Source organism: Rhizomicrobium palustre, assembly GCF_011761565.1.
GTDB lineage: Bacteria > Pseudomonadota > Alphaproteobacteria > Micropepsales > Micropepsaceae > Rhizomicrobium > Rhizomicrobium palustre.
Genome location: NZ_JAASRM010000001.1, coordinates 2,552,676 through 2,579,047, shown reverse-complemented (window position 1 = coordinate 2,579,047; position 26,372 = coordinate 2,552,676). Strand labels below are relative to the sequence as shown.

At 59.1% G+C, this 26,372-nt stretch carries 14 protein-coding genes; 2 read left to right on the top strand and 12 right to left on the bottom strand.

Annotated elements, in window-relative coordinates; all coding sequences use genetic code 11:
* The first annotated feature begins 396 nt into the window (after positions 1-396).
* Positions 397-1,926, top strand: a complete 1,530-nt coding sequence (locus tag FHS83_RS11490) for a substrate-binding domain-containing protein (protein WP_167083097.1) — start codon at positions 397-399, stop codon at positions 1,924-1,926.
* A 161-nt stretch (positions 1,927-2,087) separates the two neighbouring features.
* Here the strand turns inward: FHS83_RS11490 and FHS83_RS11485 are convergent, their stop codons facing one another.
* Positions 2,088-2,234, bottom strand: a complete 147-nt coding sequence (locus FHS83_RS11485; RefSeq protein ID WP_167083096.1) for a hypothetical protein — start codon at positions 2,232-2,234, stop codon at positions 2,088-2,090.
* Positions 2,235-2,580: 346 nt separating this feature from the next.
* Here FHS83_RS11485 and FHS83_RS11480 point away from each other — a divergent pair, with 346 nt between their 5' ends.
* The gene (locus FHS83_RS11480; protein WP_167083095.1) at positions 2,581-4,359 is read left to right on the top strand and encodes an asparagine synthase-related protein; all 1,779 of its coding nucleotides are present in this window, start codon (positions 2,581-2,583) and stop codon (positions 4,357-4,359) included.
* Here FHS83_RS11480 and FHS83_RS11475 read toward each other — a convergent pair.
* From FHS83_RS11475 to FHS83_RS11425, 11 genes are read right to left on the bottom strand one after another with little or no spacing between them, the layout of a single operon-like run.
* Positions 4,301-5,230, bottom strand: coding sequence for a hypothetical protein (locus FHS83_RS11475; protein WP_167083094.1), 930 nt, complete (start codon positions 5,228-5,230; stop codon positions 4,301-4,303). The genes FHS83_RS11480 and FHS83_RS11475 overlap by 59 nt on opposite strands.
* Before the next feature lie 35 nt (positions 5,231-5,265).
* The gene (locus tag FHS83_RS11470) at positions 5,266-5,538 is read right to left on the bottom strand and encodes a PqqD family protein (RefSeq protein ID WP_167083093.1); all 273 of its coding nucleotides are present in this window, start codon (positions 5,536-5,538) and stop codon (positions 5,266-5,268) included.
* Positions 5,535-6,437: a hypothetical protein gene (locus FHS83_RS11465; protein WP_167083092.1), complete on the bottom strand. Its 903-nt coding sequence runs from the start codon at positions 6,435-6,437 to the stop codon at positions 5,535-5,537. Before FHS83_RS11465 ends, FHS83_RS11470 begins: the two co-directional genes overlap by 4 nt.
* A 3-nt stretch (positions 6,438-6,440) precedes the next feature.
* Positions 6,441-7,499 (bottom strand): helix-turn-helix domain-containing protein, encoded by a 1,059-nt coding sequence (locus FHS83_RS11460; RefSeq protein WP_167083091.1) that lies wholly within the window; start codon positions 7,497-7,499, stop codon positions 6,441-6,443.
* Positions 7,500-7,534: 35 nt separating this feature from the next.
* Positions 7,535-20,425, bottom strand: a complete 12,891-nt coding sequence (locus FHS83_RS11455) for a filamentous haemagglutinin family protein (protein WP_167083090.1) — start codon at positions 20,423-20,425, stop codon at positions 7,535-7,537.
* 45 nt (positions 20,426-20,470) lie between these two features.
* On the bottom strand, positions 20,471-20,983 hold the full coding sequence (locus tag FHS83_RS11450) for a YbjN domain-containing protein (protein ID WP_167083089.1): 513 nt from the start codon (positions 20,981-20,983) through the stop codon (positions 20,471-20,473).
* Between the two features lie 9 nt (positions 20,984-20,992).
* Positions 20,993-21,562: a hypothetical protein gene (locus FHS83_RS11445; RefSeq protein ID WP_167083088.1), complete on the bottom strand. Its 570-nt coding sequence runs from the start codon at positions 21,560-21,562 to the stop codon at positions 20,993-20,995.
* 14 nt (positions 21,563-21,576) lie between these two features.
* The gene (locus tag FHS83_RS11440; protein WP_243846365.1) at positions 21,577-23,394 is read right to left on the bottom strand and encodes a putative porin; all 1,818 of its coding nucleotides are present in this window, start codon (positions 23,392-23,394) and stop codon (positions 21,577-21,579) included.
* A gap of 6 nt (positions 23,395-23,400) precedes the next feature.
* Positions 23,401-24,066 carry an energy transducer TonB family protein gene (locus FHS83_RS11435; protein ID WP_167083086.1) on the bottom strand — a complete coding sequence of 222 codons (666 nt, stop codon included), beginning with the start codon at positions 24,064-24,066 and terminating at the stop codon, positions 23,401-23,403.
* A gap of 54 nt (positions 24,067-24,120) precedes the next feature.
* Positions 24,121-24,525 (bottom strand): ExbD/TolR family protein, encoded by a 405-nt coding sequence (locus FHS83_RS11430; protein WP_167083085.1) that lies wholly within the window; start codon positions 24,523-24,525, stop codon positions 24,121-24,123.
* A 1-nt stretch (position 24,526) separates the two neighbouring features.
* On the bottom strand, positions 24,527-26,353 hold the full coding sequence (locus tag FHS83_RS11425) for a DUF2341 domain-containing protein (protein ID WP_208414527.1): 1,827 nt from the start codon (positions 26,351-26,353) through the stop codon (positions 24,527-24,529).
* Between the last annotated feature and the right edge of the window lie 19 nt (positions 26,354-26,372).

The window sequence follows — 26,372 nt, the reverse complement described above, 5'->3', positions numbered from 1 at the left end:
ACACACAAAATCACTCTGAGCGATCGCTCATCACGGCAGCGTATATCGTTCCGCACATCAGCGGACGGGGTCGGCGCGCTCCGAATTGGCGAGACCAGCAAAGGCGCGGCGAAATGGCATTCCATTCGGCAATAGCGACAGATCGATGAATTCGATTTTCTGCCAAGATTGCAAAAATGGACACGATCTCTCTGTGACGCACAATCTTGAATTGCCGCGGGCGTGGTTACGGCCTTAGCGTCTTCGCGGATCTAACAAGCAACACGGCATAAAGCGTTTCGCGAACACTTCGCGAGACCTAGCGAATTCTTGCGAAAAGCAGGAATGCGCAATGCGGAGGCTTGTCTGGTCCGCGGGTTGCTATCGGGCAATCCATAACCATGCTTGGAGAAGCACATGTCTGTTTCCAAACACGTCCTTTTGGCAGGTATCTCTGCCCTTGCTCTCATCACTGTGCCGGCTTCCGCCCGGTCGGGCCAAAGCCTCGACACCGGCGGCTCGTCCCTCATCGGGCCGTATGCCGCCCAGCTTTGGGGCGCCCATAAAGGTTCCACCCCCACGACTTGCTATCCCGGCACCTCTGCCATCAGCAACCCGCCGAATCCGACGGCCAGCAGCTCGCTGCATGACGCGGTGCAGCTGTGGGACAAGACGTCTCAGAAGACGGTCGCCTGCTCGCCGGCCACCGACACCCCCGCCAACGCCATCGACACGTTCCATTATCTGATTTCCAACTCGACCGGCGGCATCAAGGGCTTTTTTAGCCGCGATAAAGCCCAGCTTGGCACGGTGCCGTCCGGCTTCGTCGATCTCGGCAATCCTTTCTTCGGCTTTTCCGATGCCGCTCTGACCAACGGCACGGCGGGCGACAGCGATATCGAAGTTTACAACAACGGCGGTACCGATGCGGCGTTCAATACCATCAGCTTCCGCACGGACAACACCGCATCCAATGTCAGCCCTTATATGAAGCCGGCCGCCCGCTGGGGCGCTCTGATCCAGCTTCCCTTCTCGATCGATCCGGTGGCGGTCTCTTATAACGCCAGCGGCCTTAACATCGCCACGTCGGACAGCAAACTGCATCTCGACAAATCGGCCTATTGCAAGATCTTCAACCACATCATCACCGATTGGCAGAATGCGGAGCTGACGGCGCTGAACAACGGCACACCGCTGGTCTCCTCCTCCACGCCGATCCAACTGGTTGGGCGTTCCGATGGTTCGGGCACGACCTCCATCCTCACCCGCCATCTGGCAAATGTTTGCTCGGGCGTCACGGGCAACAAGTTCTTCTTGAGCACCAATGGCGGCGCTGATGGCGGCTTCAAGACCTATACCAACCTGCCGGAAGGGCTGAAGAGCTATTACGTCAATTCCACCAAGGGCATCGTACTGAACGGTTCCAGCGGCGGCGTGGCGGATGCCATCCATGCCAATGCCGGCACGATCGGCTATATCGGCGCCGATTACGCCCTGCCGGCGAGCGTCGCCGTGGGATCGACCCCCAACGGCAACCCGGCGGCCGCTCTTCTGAACAGCCACACTTCGACTTATGTCGACCCCACGGCGGCCGATGCCATCGCGGCCTATGCCACAGCAACACCGCCGAGCGGCAGCGCACGCAGCAACCCCGAAAACTGGGCGCCCTTCGTGACCGATCCGACCGCGGGCTATCCCATCGTCGGCACCACCAATATTGTCTTGGGCACGGTTTATAGCGCTGATCGCGTGAGCGCCCTGGTCAATGACGGCTCCGGCAGCGATCCGGAAGGTTTCCTGCACTGGTATTATCGCGCGAACAATTCGGTCCCCAACGCCATTCTGGAACCCGCCGCACTGGGCGTTCTGCCGTCTAATTGGCTCCAGGCCATCAACGATACCTTCATCACCAACACCTCCGGTCTCAACCTCAATATTCACAACTAAATCGACTCTGAAAAAATGAACGGTGAAACTGGCCCCGGCTTACGCCGGGGCGTTTTTTATCATCACGACCACGAGCGCATTCAGCCCTGGCGCCAAGAAAAATCCCACAGCCAAGACTTGGACCGTGGGATTCGAAATACCGTAAAGTCTTGCGTTTTAGACTAGGAGCGCTGACTGTTAACTGACGTTCCGCCATCAGCGCCGCCGCCTGATGCCGCGGCGGTTTCGTTGACATGCAGTTCTTCAATCTTCGGCTCGATCCAGGCCAAGCGGGTATCGCTTGATTTGTTTTCATCACGTTCGAACATGGTTTTCCCCTAGGCAAAAGATTTAGGGCCTCAGTTTAGAAAACTCTCTGTTGCACTGCAAAAACAAACCGCTCCCCCTCGATGGCAACATCTCACATCGTGCCATTTCTTCTTATGCCTCTGTTTTCGCCACGCAACTGCCCGCGCACGATGCAACACAGGAACAGCATGGTAAACAGCGCAAGCCGTAACTTTGCTTGGCCGCGGCTTAAGCCATTTTTCCGAAATGGCTGTGCGGGCAATGGGCCGAGTCTTTCATTTTCTGCCACATCTTTTGTCCACCCCGTCTTTCCTCCGCATCTCTTGTAGACGCATATAGACGGAACATCGTCACGGCGGGACATTCATGATCACCGGTCTTTATGCGCTTGCCTCGCTGGATGGCGCGCCGCTCAACGAAGAAGACTTAGCAAAGCTCGGTCTTGGCCCTGGACCCGCGACGCATCAAGCACCCGGCTTGCGTTTGCGCATCGAGGATTGCGAGCTTGGCGGCCGGGCGGTGAGCATCGCCATGGAAGCCGGTACGGTGCTGGCACTGCTGGGCCATCTCGACGAGCCGGACGAATTGGCGCAGGCGCTGAATATGCGCCACGCGGCGGCGCAAGCAGAGCTGGCCTTGCAGGCACTCCGCCGTTGGGGGCCGCAAGCCATCGCGCAAATGCCGGGCGAATGGTCTCTTTTATGTTGGAACAGCGACAGGCGCGACCTGATCTTGGGTGTCTCCACCCAATTACGCGATCCGATCTGCTTTGCCAGTGACGGCAGACGGGTCGCGGTGGCACCACAGCCCATGACCTTGTCGCGCCTTGCCTCTGTGGGGCGCGATTGGGATCGCGAGGGGCTGGCGCTCACATTTTCTCAAGTTGCTCCGCGAAGGCGGCTTTTGCGGGAACAAACCATTTTGAAACGCGTCAAGCGCCTCGATGCTGGAACCATGCGGCGGTTTTCCCCGGCGGGAGAGACGTGCACACAGGCACCAAGCCTGACCCCAGACTCTGATTGGTCTGGCAGTTTCGATGAGGCCGTCGCCGCCTTGGAGAAAATCGCCCGGCGCATCATGCACCAAACACTGGCGCGTCACGAGACCGTCGCAATTATGCTGAGCGGCGGGCTGGATTCCTCTACCCTTGCCTGGCTGGCTTCGGAAGAACGCCGCAGCGGCCAAAAGCTGGTTTGCATCACCTCAGCGGCGGCGGAAGGCAGCGATTTGCGCGACGAGCGAAGCTATAGCCGTATTGTTGCCGATCATCTGGGCTTGCCGGTTGTGTTTGTCACACCTCCGCCCGAGGACAATCCCTACCGCCCCTCCGCACGTTGCTTCGCACATTATCAGGCGCCCTCCTTGTCGTCACGCCATTATCTCTATGATCGGCTATTTGAAGCCGGCGCGGATCAGGGAGCGGACGCGATTATCGACGGCGTCTGGGGCGAAACGGGCCTGACCCGCAAAGTGATTTTCCGCGAGTTCCGTGCTGCATGGCCCGAATACAAATACTGGCTGCGCAACCTTTATCAGGAGCGGGTTCGCCTGGGTGAGGCTTGGCCGCAAACCGCATTTGCCGCGCGCCTTTCCGAAGATGCCTTGCAAAACATGCCTGCCGCATTGCTCGATGAGCGCCCCCCGATGGAATGGCCGCTATTGTACCGGCGCGACCAACGTCTCGGCCTCGCCGACCAAGCCGTATACTTGGCAGCCCGCACCAGGACAGCACAGGCACATACCGGTCTGCGCAGACTTTTTCCATATCGTCACGAGCCGTTAATGCGGCTAGCCGCCGGAATGCCCGCCGGTTTCACTCATCGCGGCGGGTATTCGCGCGCGATGGTGCGGAGCTTATTGAAAGACCGGTTGCCGGATTCGATCCGCCTACGAACCAATCCGGTACCCTTCTCCCCCGATTATGTACGGCGACTGCGAAACCACGCCCCCAGCGTTCTGGAGCGCCTTGCCGTCTTTCGCAATGCGGGTGCCGACGAGTGGCTTGATCTCGATTGGCTTGCCAAGCGCGTCACGCGGCTCGCTGCCGGAGAAAACATCTCCATTCGGGAGCAATCCAAAATTCAAATCACCGCGATGACGGCTGAATTTTTTGTGTGGTGGCAGCAAACGGCTCAAACGGAATAGGATCGCATCCCATCCAATCAAAGATCCGCCGCGCGCCCTCCAAGGCAAGCTGCGGTGAATAGCTCTGCAGTCCCGCGAAGTGCAGAATCGGTATCGTCTTGGCGGCGTGCGCTAGCAGGTCCATGCGCTGCGTCTGCTCCGGCAAAAACTGCATCAACCTTGGCCGGAACATGTGGCCGCATAGTGCCGCGAGCCGAGCCGCATAGGACGGGGGGGAAATGCCACCCAGCATAACGATCCCGCCCAATGGCAGCTCGCTGAGCGCATCGACCCGGGGCGGATGGGCCAATAGTTTTCCGTTCACGGACGGCACCGTTTTAGAACGATCCAGCAAGGCCCCTAATGCGCTCACCGTATCCGGATGCAGCTTCATGCCCGGACGGCCGGCCAATACAAATACGCCGTCTTTTTTGCTGATCCGCAGGACACTTAAATCGTCCGAAACTAGACGGCCGCCGAGTGCTATCAAATTGGCTCCGAGCGTCGATTTTCCGTAGCCTGACTCACCACAGATCAAGACGGCCGTGCCAGCGATATCAACGGCCGTTCCGTGCATGGGCACCAGACCGCGCAGCGCAAGAGTGACCGCCGCCGCCGTACTGAAAAGGTGAATTGGGTACTCGCCCTCCCAGTCGTTACCGGGAGTCACCGTGATGAGGCCGGTTCCCACCACATCAATGGCGGTTTGACCATTGGGAGATAATCTGGCGCCATCGTCATAGACGACATTGCGGCGAAACGCCCGCATGACACGGCGCGTTGGCAGCGGGGTATGCGAAAGCTCAATGCGAACATCGGCCTGCCCCGCATGTCCGCTGTCGGAGAAATATCGAAGCGGCAGAGAACTTGACCACTTCAGGCCGAACGCCACCGCCGCGCATTCACCAGCTACGCCGTCACCCTGCCTCATGCTGGCGCTACCAGCCCTTTGCCTTTCAGATCCTCGACCACACGCTCCACCGACGACAGGCAATCATCTGCGTTCACGTCATATCGCGCGGTGAGACGTTCGCAGATTTCGGCGCAGGATCTGGCCTCGACGAGAGCATCCCAGATGTCCTTCGCCGAGGTATTGAAGGCGTAGTACTTCGCAGTGTCAGCATCGACAATAACATAGGCATCATCGATCTGGGCACCGACCGAATTGCTCTTACGCACCCACTTTCCACTGGTACTCATATGACATCTCTCTGCTTGGTTGTGAGGGTATCCGTCGCGCTGACACTTGCGAGGAAATCGTATTCGTAATCCGATAATTCAGGCGATTGCTCGCTCCTGCGCCACGAAAAGAGCGGTAAGCCCGCCAAACGCGCCGCCAGGGGCAGCAGCGCCGCGCTGCATCCGAGCAAGCGCGGCACTAGAGGGCGATGGTGATGCTCCAATATGGCGTTAAGACGCTCGCCACCCGAAAGCTTGGTAAATTGCGCGGCGCCCGTCGCCCGCGGCAATTCCAGAACAAACAGCGCCGCGAGCGGGGCCGTTCGCATCACCCGATCCGCCGGAACATCGTGGCGAACACGGTTCTCGCCAGAGCAAACATCCCAGCAATACTGCGCGGGAAGACCTGATATCCGAAAGCCCTCCAGGACTTGCTGCACGCGAAGCGTATCGTCGCCCACCACATGCGCGCCCCGCTCTACCGCCTCCTTCAAAACTGTCGATTTGCCGCCGCCCGACACACCGCACACACCTATCGCCCCGCCATCCAGTACGATACCGCAGGCATGTAGCATGATCGCGTTCAGCTGCATCCACAGCAATATCGGCAGAGCTGTCGCCACCAATATATCGCAAACGTCCCGCTCTGTAGCGCCATCGTGCGGTTCAACAATGATGCGCCTGCCCGCTTGGCAAAGAAATTTCGCAATTTTCGGAGCTTCGAAGAACAGTGTGTCCCCGGAAAATGCGAAAGGCCCGAGCCGCGCCCTGTCCGGGAGGATACCGGCATTGCCTTTGACGATTTCAATATCGGGCGCGGCGCAAGCAGCCATTCTCTCAGTCACCCGGGAAGCTCCGCATACCTCCAACTCCGAGTGGATCACCAGATTATAGCCGATGTACCAGTAATCGCCGGCCATGCATCACCCCAGGCGTTCGTCGGGCACAGCGATGCCCGGCGATTGCAGCACGTCGTCGGCGCCGCTGGCGGAATTGGCTTTACCGAGCTTAGCCGGCCTTCCTTTCGACGGAGCATTGCCAAACCTGCTCACGTAGCTTCGCCAGAACGACGCGTAGCTGCGAAACCCCGTTCTGGACGCAATATCCTTTATATCGTAAAAACTGCCGCCCCCCTCAAGAAGGCGTCGCGCCTCTTTAAGGCGGAGCTCCATGATAAATCGAGCAGGCGTCACACCGCGAAACTGCACGAACCCCCTGTAAAGCGAACGTTGGCTAACACCCGCCACTTTTGCTAACTGGAAATTGTCGAGCGGCTCACCCAAATGCTGCCGGATAAAGTCCTCCGCGCGCTTAACATGCCGGGGTGCTATCGATTTGGCGGGCTTGCGCGCGGATACGTCTTTGTCGTCTAAACCAAACACGCTGCTGGTCATCAGCCGCTCAAACATCTCTCGTACGGATTGGTGTTCGGCGAAGAACCTGCTGCGTTCAAGATCGACTGTCAGCAATTTCAATATATCGGCGAATATAAGCCCAGGGTTGCTCGACGTATCGAAGCAACGTGCCTCGCTGGGCTGCAACTCGTCCGTCATATTCGCCAAGTTTCCACTATCCTGCTTGAACGGTTCGTCCGCCAGAACGACACCGGCGACCCGCGTTTTCGCAGGAATCATCCAGAGCAATTTCTCGGTGGGCGGGATAATGACGGCGGCGCGCTCCCCAACATCCAACGTGGTCTCGGCGCGCTTGATGGTGAACTTACCCGCAGGACAAAGACAGATGCAGTGCCGTGTCAAGTTGGAGGTGATAGCGATTGCAGCAGAGGTGTGCATCTGGAATATCCCCGCGCTCTCCATACCCGTGCGGCAGATTTCTATCCGAAACGGCTTTTCCCAATCGCTTACACGCAGATCCTGGAACCCAAGAGAAAGAAGAACACGTTGTACTTCGCCAACGTCACGCAATATGGCCTTCTCCACGCTATGGCGCGCGAGCTTGTGCTCCACGGTTACCCGAGGCATCCCGCTAGCTCCCATTGCCTGAACGTTGCGCGCCATTATTTTCTACGCCGTTTGTTATCATCATCGCTTGCGGGTTCACCACCATAGCCCAGAACTTCGACCGTGATGATGGATGGCAAGTCCACCGCGCTCGAGTTCCCCTTCTCCGGCATTGCCGCCTGTGCACCGGCCGCGGCGGTATTGGAGGCCGCCGTTAAGGCGCCACCATCCGGGACGAAGACGGTCGGAATGCCATAGGTCTGACCACCCACCTTGAGATTATCCGCATTGGAGACATGCGCCGCGGCAACATAGAAATCGCCCGAGACCCGCACGCCAGCGTCACCAAGATCAACGGTACCTGCCGGCGCGATGAGATAGATGTTGGACGCCGGAGAGTCCGGTGTCGCCTGTAGGGCCGCAATGCCTGCACCGGTCGTCGAACCTGCCTGGTCGAGTTCGAAATAGCCGTTGGGGCTGATGCGGAACACCACCGGCGGGAAGTTGGCACTCGTCTTGGCGCCCTGCCCGGCGTTTAGATTGGCATTGGAGGACCACATAATGATGTCGCCGCCCTGTTCGGTGAAGACACGGCTTTGGTTGACGAGGAAATCGCCATCGGTGAAGGCGGAGATGCCGCCTCCACGCAGCGTCAGCACGCCCTCATAGCCGGTTGGTATCGCACTGATGGACGCGGCACTATCGATCGTCACGGGTGTGCCGCTGAACAGACTATTGGCGATATAATAACGCCGTGCGGCTTGCGCTGCGGTGCTGACTGTCGACCCTGCCAGAATACGCCCGCCCGGCCCCAGGATCGATATGTCGCCACCGCGGGTGGTCTCTATCGCCGCCAATCTGAAATCGAGATTGCCGGTATGCGCGAGCGAGGCCGCACCGTTGGTGGTGCCGGTCAGATCGTTGGCCGTGTAGCCCAAGCTCGCCGGGAAAAGAAGGTTCACCGCACGGTAGCCGCGCGCGTATTGCAGATAGGACGGGCTCGCCGGTATCGACGTCTGCTTGAGCTCGTTGAAGTACACTTGATTGAGAAATGCCCTCTGCGTCAGCTCCGGCAAGGTTGCGAAGGCGGTGTAGGCCTGCGCATAGGTGACATCCGTCTTGCCATAGGCCGCTTTTAAAGCTGCGGACTGATTGGCCTGCATGTAAGCGATCAGAAGCGGGGCATAGACGGGCTTGCTGCGATCAGCCGCCGTGCCTTGTGCGGTCGCCGAGCCGTTATTCTCATTCACCGTCACTTGCTCGAACAAATAGTCCGGCAGATTGGCGAGGTTCGCCGGATCGAGATAATAGTCACGCAGGCCGTCGTAATTGATGCCCTTGGCCACACCAAACAATGCAACAATATTGGCGCCATCCTTCGGCAGCCACGGGTTCCACTCGTTACCAACCGTGAGGATGCCGCCGGCATAAGCAGATTTGGTGGCAGTGCCGATGGTTGCCGAATTGAGGAATGGGCCAAGATTGCGCCCCGCCTCGAGCGACAGCGTGCCCGGCCCGCCGAGCACGAAGGTGTTGCCGAGCATAACGGCCGCGGTCGCATTGCTGCCGGTGATATTGCGCAGGACCGAGGTCCCGGTGATATCCCGCCCCGCCACGATGCGGGTGATGTCGGAAGCCGACAGGTTCTGGCCGAAGAACATCATATTGACGATGTCGCGGCCAGCCGTGACACGCGCCTGCTTGGGCAGCGAGAGCGTGACGCCTTGGCCGGATGAGCCGATATCGTTGCCGGCATAAATGCGCACCGGCTCCGCATCGTCCTGATGGGTGGCAACCGCCTTGTGCTGCAAGGCCCGCTGCTGGCTGGTGGTGGAAGGAAGCAGCGCCGGGAATGCCAAAGCGATACCGCCAGTGGCGGTGCCCGTTCCTGAGAGAGTTAGGGCGCTGCCATAAGCCGTATAGAACCCCGGCAGGACACCGGGATCGGCATCCAGCATCGCCAATATCACTGGCGCGATATTGCGCGCCGCGAGGAGCCTCAACTGCCCCGTTTGGGATGGCATCATCAGGATGCTGGCTGATCCAAACAGAAGATCGCCGGTCAAGGAGGTGACGGCGAGACTTCCCGGATAAACCGTACGCGTTACATAGACCGTATCACCGACCAGCGTATTGGCATCGCTGTTGGCGAGCGACACGGTCCCATTCGCCGTAATGGCGATTGACGCGTTGGGTGAATAAAAGGCCGCAGCATTGAGGTTGTTGATCAATTCCGGTGTCGCACCGCCGCCTCGGTTCTGCTGGGTGACGCCGAGCGCACCGATCCCGAGAAGGGAGGCGCTGCCATTGGCCGTGACCGTCACGGTGGCATCGGACAGGCGCAGTTCCAAGAGATTGGAAATGTTCGCAACGCCACCGTTACGCGAAGGCAGAGCGAGCGTACCCGCTTCCGTGATATCGCCGCTGGCATAGACCGTGCCCGTGCCCGAAGCGACATCGATCTTGCCGCCCAGAATATTGCGGCCTGCCGTGACCAAAACATCACCGCGGCCGAAGGTCATCAAAGCCTTCGAGGTTGCGATCCCGGATTTTGTCGTCGCCGTGGTCATGGAGGTGGCTGTGGTGACGGTCAAATCCGAAACATCCCGCCCGGCTTTGACCGTGACATTGCCACCGCCCAAGGCGCCAACACCGCTGCGATAAAGCTGATGGTCGATCTTTGCCCAGGTATCGCTGCCTACCGCACCGGCGCGCCAAGGCGCATCCGCGCCACCGGCCCAAGGCGTTGCCGTGGCAGAATTAGCAATGGCAAGACCAGCGCTGGTATCCGTGCGGCCCAGCACATCCTTGCCTGCCGTGATGGTGACATCCCCGCCGCCTTCGGCATAGGCATCATCCGACACTAGCACCCCAGTGACACCGCTATTGAACCCCGTGGCGCGCAGCTGCGAACCGTAAGCGCTTAGCGGTGTGGCGCTGAATTGGGTGGTGTTTTTGAGCCAGGAACTGGGATCGATCGTCACCGGCAGACCCGTTTCGGGATCGAGCACCGTGCGCAGCGCAGTGTCAGCGGCGTAGCCGGCCGTATAGACGGCTGCGCCACCGAGTTGCGCCGTGTAGGTAATACCAGCGCTATAGACATTAGTCGCCGCCGTGCTGCCGCCGGTCAGATCGACATTGCCCGCCGCCGCCAAATGGATATCGCCGGTGCCGGTGCGCACCAGGGAATTGACCGTCGCCGTCACCTGCCCACCGCCTTTGGGCGTGATCGGGTCGACATATTTTTGCAGGATATAGGCGGCGGTTTTAACGCTGACGACAAGTCTTATAAAAGCGGACTGAGAGGATGTCGCCGTATAAGGATCGACGGTTGAATCTCTCGACACGACCGTGAAGAAATCGCCGCCGCCCGTCGGAGCTGTGGCATTGCTGATGTAGAGATTGTGCAAATACGCGTCGTAGAGCGGATTTGTCGTATCCGAGATCTTGGCGATATCACGCAAGGTCAAGTTGGTGAGCGTAGAGGTCAACTTTCCTTGGCCCAGCGTGTTGCCGCTCGTCAGACCAAGATTCAAATAGATCAGATCGGATACCGTATCGATCTTGTTCGTGGCCGGTGTGTTGGGGATGAGCACGGCAGACTTCTTGTTGGTGCCGTAGACGAGCGTGTTCTGCCCTGGGTAGCTGTAGCCGCCACTCTTGGCCAGAACCTTGTCTTGCCAACCCGCCGCCGTCGTTGCGTTTTGGGAATAAACAGAAAGACCGAAATTGCCAGTGCCAAGAAGGCTGCTGAAATAAGCCCCATAATAGGTGTTCTGGACCGTGCCGCCATAACTATAGCTATAGGCTCCGCCCACACTCAAAGTTCCGGAGGATGAGGGATCGATCGCCAAAGGATCAACGCTGGCTTGCAGGACACCGCTGGCCCGCACCAAATCCGCCCCAGCCACCAGACCGAGGGTGGAAGACTGCACCACCGTATTGTCGCTGAGGCGCGGGAACAGCGCCGCGGTGCCAAAGGGGTCACCGGATTTCTCCGGCGAGGCGGAATTGCCGTCGCTCGAATAAGGAACATAGACGGTCGACGATGAAGTGGCAGCGCTTTTGGTAACGAACGAGCTATAGCTTGATATATCGAGCGTCTGTCCGAGGAAGGCGTTGTAATTGAAGCCGGATGGGAACACCACGGCATATTCCGCGCCGCCCGCCACCGCCTGCGCCAGATAATCCGCATCGGTCTGATTGCGGAACTGGAAGAAGCCGTCATTGATGCTGGCATTGATGGCGAGATCGCCCGTAGCCTTCAAGGACAATACCGGCGCTTCGCCGCGCACACTGCCGCCCGTGCGATACAGCATGGTGACGAAGTCCGTCATCAAGGCCGCGTCTTTGCCGGGAACGACATAGTATTTGGTAACGCTCGTCCCGCCGGAGCCCGAGAAGGTCTCTTTACCCATCACACCGGCAGCCACCGCCGCCGTGACATTGACCGTTCCGGCGGCCAGATTCCAATTGCGGTCCAGTTTGACATTGCCGTCGAAAGCAAGATCGACTCCGGGCTTGGCGTGAAACACGCTGGAGGACGCAAGCCCGCCAAGAGCGCCATAGGCGCCGGACACGTCGAAGTCTTGAACAAAGCGGACAATGCCATCCGCCGTGGTGGTTCCCGACAGGTAATTGCCGCGCGGATCGAGCGTTACTGTGTTGCTGGCTGTATCGAGCGTGACACCGGAATTGGCGATGGCCGCCAAGCCGCGCAGATCCCAGCTCTTGACCCCAACCAGATCGATTTCACGCGCGCCCTTAATGCTGCTGGCATCGGCAAGGCTGACATTGACCGTATCGGGACCGCTTTGCACCACCACCGGCGCGCGCAGGATTACCTTGCCGCCCAGATCAGCTTCGACATATTTATAGTACTTCACATCGTTCGTGTAATACGGCACCAGGCGATCACCCGTCCGGCTCGCCGCGACGTTGATGGCTGCGCCTTGGGCGATGGCGATTGCGCCGCTTCCGATTGTCCCTAGCGTGACCGTACCAGCTTCAGCTTGGCGCGTGTCGGCGGAACCATAGCCGCTCGCATGCGCGTCGATCACCGCGCTCGCGTTGAGGCTCACGCCATTGGTGCCATAAAGCGAGACATCGCCGCCATCGGTTCCGGATGTATCGATAGTGCCAGAGATGACGACAGCACCGCCATCTGCGGTCAGCGACAGACTGCCGGTCCGGATCGCCTTGCCCTGTGCGAGAACAAGATCGCCGCTATGGCTGTGGACATCCAGCCCCGCGGTGAAGCCGGAAGACGACGCCAAGCCCGATATCGTCAACAGATCGATGGCCCCTGCCGTATCGAGAGCGAGGCTGGAGCCGCCGCCGGGCGCTTTACCGTCAATGGTGCCGCCGAGATTGATCGTACCCTTGCTCGCGATCAGTTTGAGGCTGCCACCCGCGCCGCTACCGCCGCCCACCGACAAGGTGGTGCCGGATTGCAGGTCAATATTGCCCTGTTTGGCGGTCAGGCTCACTAGGCCACCCGGCGCATTTGTGGTGGTAGAATCGACGCTATCGCCATAGGTCTTGCTATAGCCTGGCGCCTTCACCATCGCGCCGGCGGAGAGCGTGATATCGCTGGCCGACACCACAGCTATCGTGCCGGCAGTGGCGTTCACTGTCGTCCCGGAGATCGCAACCGAGGCACCATTCAAGGCGAGGACCATGCCTGGCACCGCCGTTAAGGACGAAACCGCGCCGCCTCCGCTGTTATCGATGCGCAGGTTGCCGGCTGTGGTGAGGGTAAGCGACGGAATCACCACCGCTGTGGAGGTGGAGGATGACGCAGGCGTATTGTCGCCGAGATAAGGGGTGTGCAGCGTCAATGCCGCCGTACCAGTGTCGATACCCCCGTTTGTCCCGCGCGCGAAAACACCGTTCTGTGCCGTGAGCGTGACGCCGCCGCCAAAGAAGTTTGTTTCAGTGGTGGTTGTACCTGCGGTGGCGGCTACCTTTGTCGCCACGATGCCATCGGTGAACACAATGCCCTTGGCACTCAGCGCAAGAGAACCGCTGCCCGCCGCGCAACTGCCGCAAACGGTATTTCCGCCCCCGGCATTGCCGAGAGAGATACTGTCCGCAGTGATGGAGACCGAACCACCATCCGTGCTCGACAACGCGCCAGCATCAAGCCGGATCGACCCAAAGCTATACGAGCCCCCGGCCAAATCGATGCTGGACTGCGAACGCAGGGTCACCGCGGCGCCGCTCTTGTTCAGAATATCCGTGAGCGCGGATGTCAGCGCGAGGCCACTATAGCTTGCCGGGTCGACGCCGAGCCCGATGCGCGGCGCCCCGAGCGCCACAGTCTTGGTGTCCTTAAAAGCCACGGCGCTGGAAAGGCTATTGGCGCCACTGGAATCCAGCATCACGGAGCTGCCGCTCAGCGTCGCCGCCCCAACGGCGAGCGTCGCGTTGCCCGTGCTGTTGGTGCGCACGGTCAACCGTTCGGGCCCATTGGCCACACGCACTAGGGCGCCGGTGCCGGACGTCGTCGTGGAGCCGATCAGATAGGCGCCGCTGCGCGTGTCGCGAAGATCGGACGTGGCGGAGATAGACGCACCATCCTCGACCGTCACGCTCTTGGTGCCCGCGAGAATGACCTCGCCCGCCGAAAGCGGCTTATCCGAACCGTTGCGCAATCGAACCGTCTCGGCCGAAACGTTAAGCGTTGTCGTGCCGTCTGCATTGTCGGCTCGTGTGCCGCCTATCAAAAGACTCGCCGCGTGCAGATTGGTTAGGCTGGTGGCGGTGACGTGGACCGTGCTGTCACCGGTCGTGGTCTGCGGCAGAGCGGCGGCGACATCGATATTGGTCGCGGTGATATCAACTTGCGCACCACGCCCGCCACTCGCGGCCGCGGTCGACAAGACGCTGTTCACGACCAGTGTGGCACCCGGATTGATCACCAATCGTCCGGCGTCGATCGGAAGCTGAGATGCGACCGTGCTGCCGTCTGATGCTTTCTGACCAAAGTAGCTGTTGCCGGTGGTGATGGCGATATTGGATTCGGACTTGATGAGTGACTGCGATTGCACCGTAAAAAGGCGCCTGGTCGAGGATTGCGAGCCCGATAGGGCGTCGCCGTAAAAGCCCGCCACCTGCAAGGTTCCGTCCGCGAGAGCGGCATTTGTACCCGGGACCACATTCTTGGCACCGGTCTGCTCGACCACCAGCATGCCGCCCGGAAGCATGGCATATTTGGCCGGAAGCAGCGTATACCAACCAGCTGCCAGACCGTTGCCGCCGCTGAGATAGACACGCGTTCCGACGCCGGAGGAAGAAGACAGAGAGGCGTAATCAGACGAATAGATCGGATCGACCGCCGCGACCGAGTTGTTTGAGAGACCAGGGACAATGGCGTAAACTTGGCGGCGATCCGCGTACTGATAACCGCTGTTGCCGGTGTAGATGTCCGGATTGTAGCGGTCGAGTACATCGCGCGACCCACCCGTTCCAGGAACAAACTCGTAGGCATAGACGTCGCCGCCGCCGGAGATATCCACCTTGGAACCACTGTCTACGACAACACTCGTCCCGTTGAGGGTAAGAACTTTGGCGGGCGCCGACGACAGCACATCCCCGCTGGTCGGCGAAAAATACCATTCGGTTTGATCGGTGGTTGTGCCGTAAGGGATAGTCAGCCCATTGGCCGAAACCGAGGTGACACTACCCGCTGTCAGTTCGAGGCTCGTCGTGGCGGGCGCAAGGACGTAATTCGTCGAGCCGTTCAAGCCGTAGTAATCAGACGACGTTCCCAGCGTGAGACTGCCCAGTGGAACGCGGAGTACACCGCCTTGGACGATATTGCTTGCCGCAACCACAAGACTGGCTCCAGCCGAGTACGGCGCATCCGGCGTGGCCGTGGTGGTACGGCCAAAGGTGATCGTGCCGCCCGCCTTGGTCGATGTAATCGCAATGGTGGAGCCGGTGGTGGGATAGATCTGTGCCGCATTGATCGTGAGATCGCCGTTGACCGCGATGCCGCCCTTCAGCGTGGTAATCGCCGCGGAAATCGGAGCGCCATACGTGACCTGCCAGGGCGTGGCACCGATCAACCGGACATCGCCCGAAGCGTTGAGCGTGGCCGACGCAACCGACTGGTCAAACAAAACCGCTCCTGTGACGTCAATGTTGCGGGCATTGAACACAACGCTGCCCAGTCCGGGCGTTCCCCGCGCCGGATTGGCGATGACATCCATCGAACTGGACAAGCCGACATAAGGCGCGTTGATCACCAGCTTGCCCCCCGCCCGCACCGTTGCAACCGCGGCATCGCCGGGCGTTGTCGAGAGGCCGACAAGTGGCCGGCTCTGGAGGAAGAACGCCCGCCCGAGATCAAGGCTGACATCGCCCAGAGAATTGATGCTGCCTTGAGCAACGAAGGTGTCAAAACCAGCGCTGTTAATCAGGTCGACAGAAACGGCATTGGCGACAGCCGTCGCAGGATCATGCTGCACGAGAACGGGATTGAGCAGCGCCAAGGTGCCGTTCTCGGCTTCGTCCGAACCGCCATGGGCTTTGATCACGGCTCCGGTCAATGTTGCGCCAGCACCGGCCGATAGCGCGCCGCCATTGCTCCACACCTTGGTCGGCGCATAGGTCGTAACCGCCAACGTCGATCCGGCGGCGGGAAGATCATACACATCCGAAACACCGGACAAATTCAACACCGCGCCCGACGCGATGGTGAGCGTCTTGCCGCTCTGATCCACGCCGAAGCCCACGGCGTTATTGGCGAGTAACCAATAGGTCGTGCCAACTCTGCTCGACTGAAACAGGGCCTGACCGTTAAGCGCCGCGCGAGGATCGGTGACAAGGCTGCCACCCGCCACAATCCGGCCGGTTACAAGCTGGGTGCCGGTCTTAGAATCAACCGCATAGGGATTACGAATACTGACCCCGGAAAGATCCGTGACCGAACCCGATGCCAGGACAACGCCTTGATCCGCATCAAGCAATCCAAGCCGGTAGATCGGGTGACGATTGACCGTATCACCCGCACCGGCCAATTGCGCATTGGTCAAAGTGGGGTCGTATTTGCTGGCCGTATTTTCGTCGATCGTCCCGTCCGCCTTGACCGTGAAGATGTCGGAAAAATCGCGGATACCAATCGAGGTAACAGTGACGTTGGTCGTATTGTACTCTGTTTCATACAGATTCGGCATGACCAGTTGCTGCACGATGGTTCCGCCAGCAAGGCGGATGGTTCCTTCGTTCAGCAACTTGCCGACAGTCAGGGTGACACCATCGGCGCCTGTTATCTGCCCGCCCTTAGCCACATGCAGTTCGACCAACCCGCCGAGTGTCAGATTAACCGCCTTGGCGTCCCAAGCATTGTCCGGCACCGACGCCGTCAGCACCGAAAATAAATCACCACCGGTTGTTAGATTACGCAATGCCGTCGCCTGAACGGCCGTCAACACGCTCGGCAACATCGACTGGGTCAGCGATAAGGTCTGCCCGGCGCCAACCGCCAGCGTTTGCGTATCCAGCAATGCAGTAGTCCCGCCCGCACCGTTGTTGAACGGATTGGCCGACAAAGCCGTTTTGTAGGACGTGATGTTGTAATTGGCGAAGCCCGCGGTAGAGAAGAAATCGAGCGGCAGCTGCGTTGCTTTCGACGTCAAATCGCTGCCGAAGGCGATTTGCGGTGTGGTGAGCGTGAAAGTCCCGCCGCCACCGAAGCCCTGCGCCTTAATGGCCGCGGTATCGATCACGATACGGGCGTTGATCTCTGCGGGATTGATCGGCACATACTGTTGGGAGCCGGTATAAAATAAGCCGTCAACGCGAAATCCACTGACGATACCTTCAATATCATACCCGCCGCTTTGCGCCAGCTGGAAGTAGGCCGTCTCGTCATACAGGCTGAGGTTGCCGCCTTTAGCGGTCAGATCAAGCGATCCATATCGGTTCACATAGCCGCCGCTCGCCACATCGACCAGCGAACCGGTGTTGATATAGATGCTCCCCGAAAGATCGGTCGAGGTACGACCACCTGTATTCAAAGCCGAAACGTGCGGCGCAGCATAAAGCGATATCGAACCGCCATTGAGCCAGGCTTTGCCGAGCAGCGTATCGTCACTGGCGCCGTAGTCATTTACCCACAAGCCGCGGGTCGACAACGTGCCATTTACCGTGATGTCGAAGGAACCAACGGTCGCAGCGACCGTGGAAAACACCGAACCGCCCGCCGAGGTTAAGCGGCTATCAAACGTCTCAAGCGCGATGCTGCCGGACGGAACCCTCACCACGCCGTCGATTTTCGCATTGCGACCAGAAAGCACGTTAAACGCTCCGCCCGCGTTGAGCGTAACGGTTGCGGTTTTTGCAACCTTTACCGAACCGCTGGTATAGAGCGAGACATCGGAGAAGCCGGATTGCGAAAGGAGTTTATCCGAAAGCTCTACGGTCGCGAGCTGGTCCCTCGTCAGGTAAGATGCGGTATCGCGGGCTGGGATCGTTGCCTTGCCATCGGCAGACACAGCCGCCTTCTGTCCATAAGAAATATTGTCCGCAAGGGCCTGATAGTCAGCATCCGCAACGATAGTGATATCCGCACCGCCCAGATAGGTCCCGCTGACGGCACTGTTCAGGGCCAAACTCTGAATGATCAGTGCGCCGCCGGCAGGAAGCTGGGACTTAGCGGCCTGTAAGGTTCGCGTATCGCCATAAATGCTGCTCGACGCGGTTCCGGCCGCAGCGGCCAGCTTTTGCTGGATGCCGGCGAACGCATCGGCATAAATCGTTCCATCAAGGGTTATCGCCGACGACTTGATCGTCAGGCTGCCGGCATCGCGACCTTCTGTATAGGTTTGAACGATCTTCTCGCCGGTCTGAAAAATTCCGGAAAATGTGTTGGACAGGCCCCAATGGGAATGATCCTCGGTGCTGCCGGTATAGATGCCCGTATAGATATCGCTGAAATTGGCCGAGCCGATATCCACGATCCTGCCGTCCGAGGTCAGAAGCTGTGTCGTCTTGACCGTGCCGCCCTGGTAAGCGACCCACCCACCGGAAATGTCGATCGTGGCGCCCTTCTTGACGATCACGTCGGAAACCGTCGTAGTCGCGCCGCTTCCGGTGTAGTAGCCCGTACCGAGCGCGACATTACCGCCGGTCGTCATAAGTTCCGAAACCTTGACCCCGACCTGCTGATAATACGCTTGCGCGCTGATCAGCGGCGAGCCGATCCAGGCCACGCCATCGTCGCGCACGCCCGACAGCCTCGGATCGACCGTTACCGTCGCTCCATTCAGGAAGCTGTCCTTGTACATCGGGCTGTTGGCCAGCTCGTTGCCCTTCAAGGGACTGATCGTGATTGTGTTGCGCGATGCCGGTATCAGCACATCCTTGAGGCCCGATGCGTCGATAGTGGCACCACTATCGACAAATATCCGTGATGAGGATGACGTGCTCTGCTTGCCGCTCGCGCCGCTGGCCGCGCCGATCGAGATATTGCCGGACGGTGCGTAGATAAGTGTGTCGCTGGCAATATCGATCAGACTTCCGGTGAACCCGCCGTTATTGACATCGAACAAATTGCCGACATTGACAAGAGAAGGCTTGAAATTCGAGATCGAGCTGGAATCTTGAGGAATGGTCTCATCATTTCTGTCTGCGAGTATCGCTATACGGCTGCCGGAGCCGATTTCGATATTGGCGCCGGAAATCTCAATAGCACCATTGCGGGACACGCTTGTGGTAGAGAATAAGCCGCCACTGTTGATGGTTGCCGATTTTGTACTACTGCCAGCGCTGACCAAAATGATTGAGCCGCGCGCACTTTGGATCAAACCGGTAGTGGTGTTTTCCGCGACGTGTGTCGCCCCTGCCGTCGAGTCAGAGAAAGCGTATGGCAAGAAGCCGCGAATTCCAGGAACCGAACTATCCGACGCGCCGGTGGCACGCAGCAGTGTCAACGTATCGCCTGCCGCCAGGATGACCTGACCGTTGGTCGCAGTCAGAGCACCGGAATTGTGCACTTCCGAACCGGCTAGAAGGATGTACCCACCGTCGCCGCTCGCGATGCTCGCCCCAGGATCGACTTCAATCTTGCCTGTCGCGACGACGGATTGTCCACTCTTAACCCCAGAGAACGTCCCATCCGTCCCGGCGCCGGTCGCGCCTGTGCTATCGCTATACCCCAGTAGGCCGTAATTGAGAAATTCGAGATTACGCCCGGGGATGGTCATCGCGTTGCCGCTGCCGTCCTTGTAGCGTCCCACGTCCAAAGTGGAAGCAATCAGCGAATTGGTGTTAATCTGTGCGGAGCCACCAAAAATGATACCGTTCTGATTGATGACCAGAACCGTACCGTCGGATTTGACCGAGCCCAAAATCTGGCTGGGAGCAACGGAATCGCCGACGACGCGGTTGAGGGCTATCCAGTCCTTGTTGCCCTGTTGATCATAGGTGAGCGTCGTCTTGCTGCCAACGTTGTAGCTCTTCCATGACAGAATGGCTTTGCTCTCGGTTTGCTTGATCGCGACACTGACATTGCCCGAGGTGTCGGTCGATTGCGTCGGCGCATCGGCGCCCTGCCACGTCTTCTTGCCCGTTGGGTCGTTCGCAGCACTGACGGGATTGGCGACAACTTCAAGACCGCCTGTTGTAAGACCGTTGGGAACCGAACTCGTCGCATTCAGCACCAGCGCCCGCGCGGCATCTTGCGCCGCCCGAAGATTCTGGACCGCCTGCGTGGCGCGCAAGAGCGAATTCTGCGCGCGCGTCGCCGCCGCCGCGGCCGCTTGAGAACTCGCGGTGGCATTATCGACGGCGACCGTGGGGGCGGCCATCGGATTGCCGCGCAGGATGTCGCTGGCCAGCGCCGGGTTCGCCGCACAGAGGGAAATCAGGCTTGTGCCCGCCAATAAAGCTTGGCGCCAATGAGCCCGCTTGAAACCAATCTTCGAACCACGGTTCGTCACAGCTTATTCCTTCCCCCACAAACCCAATAGACCAACCCCCGCCAATCAACCCGCGGCGGCCTGCTGTTCCGCAGCGGCTGGTGCCCCAGCCTCGTTCGCAACCTTCGGCAACACATCGCGCAGGTAAGCGACCAGCCCTTGCACCAAGCGGTCCCATATCTGAACAGCACCGATAAACTGGGCCTGAGTCACCCCGCCGGCGGCGATCACATCCATATCGAGAACAAGCAACCCGCCGCTGACATGCAGCCGGCCAAATCGCATCGAGGCGTTCCAGCAGTTGACGATGGTCAGGGGCAAGTCGCCCTCAATCTGCAAGGCCGCAAAAAAACGCGCGGTCTGGAACGTGTTGGCCAAACCTGAGACGGGATTGGAGAAGGTGATATGGAATACCACTCCTCCCGTCGCCGAACGAAGCACAGGCGATCCATCCTGTTCACCGGCCAACTCGACCCGATAGCCTGTTTTCTGCAGCAGGACCGTCACCATCTCGGACGACAAGCCAGCCTGGATGTCGGCCACCCCCGTCGATTTCTCCGCCGTCTCGCTATTCATCATCGTTTTTCCTTATGGCTTGACGGCGTTGTCGCGAAGCTTTTCGCGCGTGTCTTGGGCGATGTTCTGCAGCTCTACCCGCTTGATGCCGGTGAACGGTTCTCTCCGTCCGAGAACATCGCCAAAGCCGGTGTTTTCGTATCGATCCAAAAGTTCAAAGCCGATCTTCAGCAACGCTTCATTCTTGATCTGGCAAGCCGCCAACTTGTCCTTATCGGCGGCCACTCCCGTCATCGCCTGGGCGTTATCGGCGTCTTTCTTCTGGGCCGCGGACAGGGCTTCGGCATAAGCCGTCTTCGCTTTGGCCGCTTCCTGCTCTACCACCGTCAAGCGCCGCTTGAGATCGGCAATAACCCGGCTAGAACCAGCGCTCGCCTTTTCGCTCGCCACCGGCGCCACGGGCGCGGCGCTACGCTTGCTTTGAAGCACCGCATTTTCAGCTTCAAGTCTGTGCAATTGCTCCGTGGTGGTACGCAACGCATCGCGCAACCGCGCTTCCGTCGCATCGTCAGCCCCAGCCCGCACCACAATGGAACCAATAAGGGGCAGGCACATTACGGCGGCTATCGCCGCCCGTTTCATCGCCACCGCCATGATCAAAACCTCGTTTTGATATCGAATTGAACGACATCGACACCGTATTTCGGTCCGCCGATCGCATCGGCGCTCATCCAGCGCAGCCCGGCCGAGACATGAGAGGACAGCGCCAAACCGCCACCGACGATGAAGCCTTTGAGGTTGGTGCCGCCAAGGCCAAAATCGGAGTCCGCCAAGCCATCAATGACTGCATCGGATTCAAGGTATTTGTAGGCAACCGATAGATTCCAATCGCCCCGGTTTTCCAGCTTGGAATAGCCGACCGTGAAGCGGCCGAGATAGCCGAGATCGCCGCCTTCGAAGGGGCCATTCGCGTTTGTTTTTGTCACGGCGCCGCGGTTGTTGACCGCCACGGCGTCCACCGCCGATTTGTCGAATGCGAGGTTCTTGACGGCTTCGCCTTCGAACAAGAGGTGGACAGGTTCGAAGTTGGCCAGATCCGCACTTCCGGTAATCGCCAACTCCCGGAATCCCGTTGCCAATCCGTAATACTGATAGAGATTTGTGGTGCCGAAATTGTTCGCCGATGTCGATGTAATCAAGCGCAACGGACGGTAGGTATTGCCCTTCTGCGCAAAGGAAGGACGCGTCGCGTCCGTGTCGCAGACATCAGCGGAACTCAAGATCGTACAAGCGCTCGACAGGCGGCCCCTGACATTATCAAAGTCGTAGTAAGCCGCTGCGAATTTCAGCGAAGCATTGCGCCATGGCGTCCAATCAAATCCGCCTTGAGCAGCGAACAGATATTTATCGTCGCTCTTGTATTTCGCCGGCTGGTTGGACGCAAAATTGAAGTCTGTCGAAAATACGGGAAAGGCACCCACGGTAACAAACGGCTTGAGCGTTTTGGTAACCGCCGCACTTGCCTGGATCGCAACACCATCGAAATTCAGGTCATCATCAAAGACAAGCTCGGTCGAGTAGAAGGGATTTTCGAAGCGCCCCAGCGTTACGGCGAACGAGCCGCGGGGATTGTCGATCGGCGCATAACGCAGCCAAGCGCGGTCAAGCCAGATCGAATACTTGCTGAAATTCCCCCCTGACGCACCAATGCTTTGGTTGGTCGAGACCGGGGTATTGCTGTCGCCGGTGGCTATACGGATGCCAGCCGTAAACGCTTCGCCGAGGTCGGCATCGATTCCAAATCGCGCTCGCAACCGGAAACGATGGCGGTCCTGATCGACATTGTACTCCGAAGGATAGTTATGATTGCTGGTGCTGGAGGTGTCGTAGGGACTGCCAGTGTTGATGGCGTTGAAATTGGGAAAGCTGCCCGAACTGTCGTTGCCCGATGGGAATAGGTCACCCTCGTAACGAAGTCGCAGATCTCCGGATAACCGCAGGTGCTTGGTCCAGGCAGGCATCTCGTCCGGAGCCGCCCAATGCTCGTCCTTGGCCTGCGCCATGACTTCCTGACGAAGCTCTGCTTTGATCTGCTTGCGAACGGTTTCCGGAATGTAAGGCACCCGCACCACAGCTTCGGAAGTTGGGACCGCGGCGGCAGCCGAGGTATTAGCCGCCGCCGCGGGAGAGGCTGCAACAGGGGAAGCCGCAGCAGCCTTTTCTCGAGACATCTTTTGCGCAAATTCGGTTGCTTGCGCCTTCGACAGAACACCCTTTTCGACCAAGAAAGTTACCAGCTTGACGGTATCGGGCGAAAGCGCGCTGGTGGCGTCCTGAGCAAGGGCCTGTGCGCCGCAAAAGAACGGCAGCACCAGACTCAGCGTCAAAGCCGATGAATTAAAAAATCCCATCGACCTATTGGACCGCTTGTTCCGGTTTATCATGATCCCCACTTCCCTCTTCAAATAGCGCATCACTCATCAACCCGACTGGTGCGCGGAATTGCGCATGACCATCGGCATCGGCATGTCCGGCGGCGGCGCCTCGCGCACCACCATTCCAGCAAAGACTTCGTTTTCGATAGCGGCATCCAATTCGCGACTGCCGGTGCTCCTGCGTACCTTCACGCGCGTCACGCGTCCCGAGGTATCGATCCACACAGCGACTTCGACATCGAACACGGCACGGCGTGTCTTGCGATTGGCACGAAGCGCGTTTTCCACCTGTTGTTGGACGATCCCCGCGTACCAGCCCCACCGGCTGCCTCCGCCAGACAACAAGCCGTTGCCCCCCTGGTTACCGGCGAGATTGAAGGCGTCGCCAGCACCATCACCTTTGGCATCCAGACCCAACGGCCCTTTGGCGGCAGGATTTTTCTGCACCTGCTCGGCCAACGACTTTTCTTCCGGAGTGACCATCTTGGGCTGTTCGATCATCTTAGGCTGAACCTGCTCCGGAGGAGGTGGTGGCGGAGGGGGGGGCGGCACCAGCCTCACCATGGTGAATTCATGAATCTGACGGGGCGCATTCTTGTCGGTAGTCGCCAAAAAGAAGACGGTCGTCCCGACAACAAACAGAAACACCAAGCCAGCAATCACGGCTGGTCCGTGCCCGCGAAACAGACCTGTGCGTTCGCCCTCAGCCATGATTTGCGGCCTCGGTAACGCGCCTGCGATCAGGCAGGACCAGAACATGGCGCATCACTTCACCAAGGCTTTGGTAGCGAGCCCGACCTGCGTGATGTTAAGGCGGCCCAGCAGATCCAGAACGTCCATGATGGTCTGATACTGCGATTGACCATCCCCCTTGATCACCACCGGGAAATCCGGCGTCAGCGACTTCTGTTGCACGAGGCGCTGTTGCAGTTCGGGCAAGGTGACAGGGATGGTATCGAGGAATATCCGGCCATCGCGCGTGATGGTGATTGCTTTAGTCTTGTTCTCCGCCAAGCTCGGCTGGGCGCTGGCTCGAGGCAAGTTCACCTTCATGCCCTGCACAGTCGCCGTCGTCATAATGATGAAGATGATCAACAACACATAAGCCAAGTCGAGCATCGGCGTGATGTTGATATCGTCGTAGAGCTTGTTATCGGGCTGGAGCTGCATGTCACACCTCTGCCGATTCGCTATAGAACTCGGCCATCTTCGTCGTGAACTCGTCGACGAAGACCTGCATGTCGGTCGTGATGTTGCGGATGCGGCTGAGCAGATAATTGTATGCGAACAGGGCCGGGATCGCGACAAACAGGCCGGCAACGGTCGCGGCGAGAGCCGCGGCGATACCGGGTGCAATCGCGTTCACATTGACTTCACCGCTGGCGGCAATCGAGGCAAAGGTGACCATGACCCCGATCACCGTTCCAAGGAGCCCCAGGAACGGCCCACCCGCAATCGCGATTGTCAGAAGCACCATCTGGCGGTTAAGACGCTGGGCCTCTCGTGCCAGACCGCCATCAAGCGCCGCACGGATAGCTGCAATTGACTGGGCCGAAAGGATGCGCACTTTGTCGCCGGTGAAGCGGTGCCTTAGCTCTTGGACGCCGATATGATAGACGCGGTACAGAGAGGAATTTTTCTGCATGAAGCGGTCTGCGGCCGTGACCTTGCCAGACAGCCCTGTGACGGCTTCCTCACCTTCGGTATCCATGATGGTCAGATCCGATGCCACCTCGCCGAACGCTTTGGTAAAATGCCGGTTGGCCTTGTCGACTTTGCCGATATAGGTTCCCTTCTCGACCATCACGATCCAGCTGATCGCGGCCATAATCATCAAGATGCCGATCACAACCCAGCCGTCGATGGTGACGGATTTCAAAATCACCGCGAAATAGCCCGACGACCAGCCAGCATCTTCCTCGGTGCCGCCAAAGTGCATGAGCTTTCCGTTGTCCGGACCCTGACCAATCGCCAAAAGTTTGACGAATGATGCGGAGCGGGCCACGTTGGAGATTTCCAACTCGTCGATCTCACCGGTAAATCCGGTAGCTTGAGCGTCGGCATCGACGCCGAGAACGCCCGGCCCCGTCAAAGCCGGAATGGCCCCAGCGAGCGACGCGCGGGCCTCCCCGTCTACGAAGAGCGTAATCGCGGTTCCCGTGGCAACCACGGCCAGATGATGCCAGCCCGTGGCGATATTGGCGCTCGCCGCAGCGCGTTGTGGAACACCAGCATTGATCAGCTCGACATAAGGCACACTGTTGTCGACACCGATCACAAGCCCGCCACCGTTTTCCTTGCGCGAGAACAGGACCACATTGGCTGCCGGTTGGGTCTGCTTAACCCATAAAGACCAAGTGACCGGCTGCCCCGCACGCCAGCTCAGAGATTGCGATGCGGGAAGCCGCAGCGGCGTATGGCCGTCGAGACGCAGACCACTGCCGATTAGCGAACCATCCGCCGCAGCTCCAGCGTTCTGGGCCACATTCGACCACTGGGTTACGTCACGCGCGGCCGTTCCGTGTTCGGAAAAATGATAGACCAGCACCGTGTTGGAATCGTAAGTTCCCTTGCCATCGAATGCCGCTGTCGCCGTGGCGTTGCCGTAGTAGACGTAGAGTTCTGTCTCGCTTGAGGGTTTTATATTCGGCACAGCGACCCAGGCGAACGCTTCTCCCAGCAAGCTGTCGTATTTTTCGATATGGAATTTCAGCGGCGAGCCATCCGACAGGACGAAGCGAATATCGCTGCCGTCAGGCTTGGCCTTGTCGAACTTGAAATTTCCAGAATGCAACCGCACCAGAACAGGTATCGAGCCGTCCGCCGCCACGATCTGACTGCCGGCATTGATACCGGACGCAGCCGCATCGACCGTGATCCTGGCGCGCTCTGTCCATTGCGAATTCCACCACGACGCCGCAGCAGCGGGAACAGCCATCGCGACCAGCAACCCCAAAAGCGTCGCGTATCTCAGATATCTCGGCAAGATGTTTTGCATTGCATCCTCAAGTCAAAAT

What these genes read in the sequence shown, in the direction of transcription:
- FHS83_RS11470 (WP_167083093.1), bottom strand. Translation starts at nt 5,538, where the DNA reads ATGAGTACCAGTGGAAAGTGGGTGCGTAAGAGCAATTCGGTCGGTGCC.
- FHS83_RS11440 (WP_243846365.1), bottom strand. Translation starts at nt 23,394, where the DNA reads ATGCGCTATTTGAAGAGGGAAGTGGGGATCATGATAAACCGGAACAAG.
- FHS83_RS11450 (WP_167083089.1), bottom strand. Translation starts at nt 20,983, where the DNA reads ATGATGAATAGCGAGACGGCGGAGAAATCGACGGGGGTGGCCGACATC.
- FHS83_RS11480 (WP_167083095.1), top strand. Translation starts at nt 2,581, where the DNA reads ATGATCACCGGTCTTTATGCGCTTGCCTCGCTGGATGGCGCGCCGCTC.
- FHS83_RS11430 (WP_167083085.1), bottom strand. Translation starts at nt 24,525, where the DNA reads ATGCAGCTCCAGCCCGATAACAAGCTCTACGACGATATCAACATCACG.
- FHS83_RS11445 (WP_167083088.1), bottom strand. Translation starts at nt 21,562, where the DNA reads ATGAAACGGGCGGCGATAGCCGCCGTAATGTGCCTGCCCCTTATTGGT.
- FHS83_RS11490 (WP_167083097.1), top strand. Translation starts at nt 397, where the DNA reads ATGTCTGTTTCCAAACACGTCCTTTTGGCAGGTATCTCTGCCCTTGCT.
- FHS83_RS11460 (WP_167083091.1), bottom strand. Translation starts at nt 7,499, where the DNA reads ATGCCTCGGGTAACCGTGGAGCACAAGCTCGCGCGCCATAGCGTGGAG.
- FHS83_RS11485 (WP_167083096.1), bottom strand. Translation starts at nt 2,234, where the DNA reads ATGTTCGAACGTGATGAAAACAAATCAAGCGATACCCGCTTGGCCTGG.
- FHS83_RS11465 (WP_167083092.1), bottom strand. Translation starts at nt 6,437, where the DNA reads ATGGCCGGCGATTACTGGTACATCGGCTATAATCTGGTGATCCACTCG.
- FHS83_RS11425 (WP_208414527.1), bottom strand. Translation starts at nt 26,353, where the DNA reads ATGCAAAACATCTTGCCGAGATATCTGAGATACGCGACGCTTTTGGGG.
- FHS83_RS11435 (WP_167083086.1), bottom strand. Translation starts at nt 24,066, where the DNA reads ATGGCTGAGGGCGAACGCACAGGTCTGTTTCGCGGGCACGGACCAGCC.